Source organism: Helicobacter canis, from assembly GCF_008693005.1.
GTDB lineage: Bacteria > Campylobacterota > Campylobacteria > Campylobacterales > Helicobacteraceae > Helicobacter_B > Helicobacter_B canis.
Genome location: NZ_VXKE01000002.1, coordinates 1 through 1,301, shown reverse-complemented (window position 1 = coordinate 1,301; position 1,301 = coordinate 1). Strand labels below are relative to the sequence as shown.

Below are 1,301 nucleotides of genomic sequence, written 5' to 3'. Positions count from 1 at the left end.
CCCCCACACCAAAGGACCTAAATGCTCTTTAACTCCTATCTCTTTATCTTTTGCTTTTTGCCTATTGTGTGGGCAGTGTTTCATATTTTAAAAGCATTGAGTGTTAAAAAAGATTCTACCACCTATATGACTCTTGCTAAAGGCTTTTTAGTTATAGCAAGCTTATTTTTCTATGCGTATTGGAAGTTTATTTATCTGCCTATATTGCTAGGCTCTATTGTTGTTAATTATTGTTTAGCTAAAGGTATTGTGAGAAGCTTATATGCTAAGAAGCAAATAAATATGAATTTTAACGGGGGGGGGGGGAAGCTAGAAGGCGTTAGCTTTTTGGCTAAAAATGGCGATTACTGCAGCGAGTCTGCAGTTACGCACGCCCAAGTGCGCGCCCTTGACTCGCCTTGCAAAACCCCATTTTTAGCGCAAAAATCTTTCCGCGAGCAAGTTGCACTAGAATCCACACAAGCCATAGAATCTAAGCAGATTACAGGCGATTCTAAGATTGTAGATGAGAAAACAAGGCAAAGCCGCAGTTTCTTTAGTAAATGTGGGTTGCAAGCAAAAGCACAAGGGAGTTACCTAAGCGGTAATGACCGCAGGGCTTTTGTGCAGCTCCCGCATTTGAGCTCAAAAGCTGAATCGCTCCAAACACAAAAGCTCTCTCCTAAAACCCTCCTAACCCTTGGCATTATCTTTAATCTTTTTTTACTTGGTATCTTTAAATACACTGACTTTTTCTTAGAAAACTTTAATCTTTTTAGTAAGCTTTTAGCCTTAGATTTTACTATCCCTTTGCCTCATATTCTTTTGCCTTTAGCCTTATCATTTGTAACCTTTCAGCAAATTGCATTTTTAGTGGATTGTTATAAGCAAGGTAAAGAGAGGGAAGAAACAAAAAAGCTAGAATCCAATATAGAGAACAACGCAGAATCTAAAAAGCCAACGCTTAAAACTAATAATGAAATTCCACATATCAATTTCTTAGACTATTGCTTGTTTATCACATTTTTCCCCCAGCTCATCGCTGGACCTATTGTGCATCATAGAGAGATGATGCCGCAGTTTTATGCGATGACACACCCCATAGGCACGAATAATACTAAACCCATAGAAACTAAAACTTTACAAATAACAATAATGGATAATAAGCCTAGTATCATAAACTGGGAATACATCGCTAAAGGCTTATTCATCTTCTCCATAGGCTTATTTAAAAAAGTAGTAATCGCCGATAGCTTTGCTAAATGGGCGAATGCTGGATTTAGTGCAGTAGAAAATGGAGCTATTTTAAATTGCTTAGAATC

The 1,301-nt window shown here is 37.7% G+C and carries 1 protein-coding gene; it reads left to right on the top strand.

Annotated features, from left to right (window positions below; translation table 11 throughout):
* Window positions 1-21: 21 nt before the first annotated feature.
* Window positions 22-1,301, top strand: a 1,280-nt coding sequence (locus F4V45_RS01055; RefSeq protein WP_281292463.1) for an MBOAT family O-acyltransferase, incomplete at its 3' end; no start/stop codon positions are given.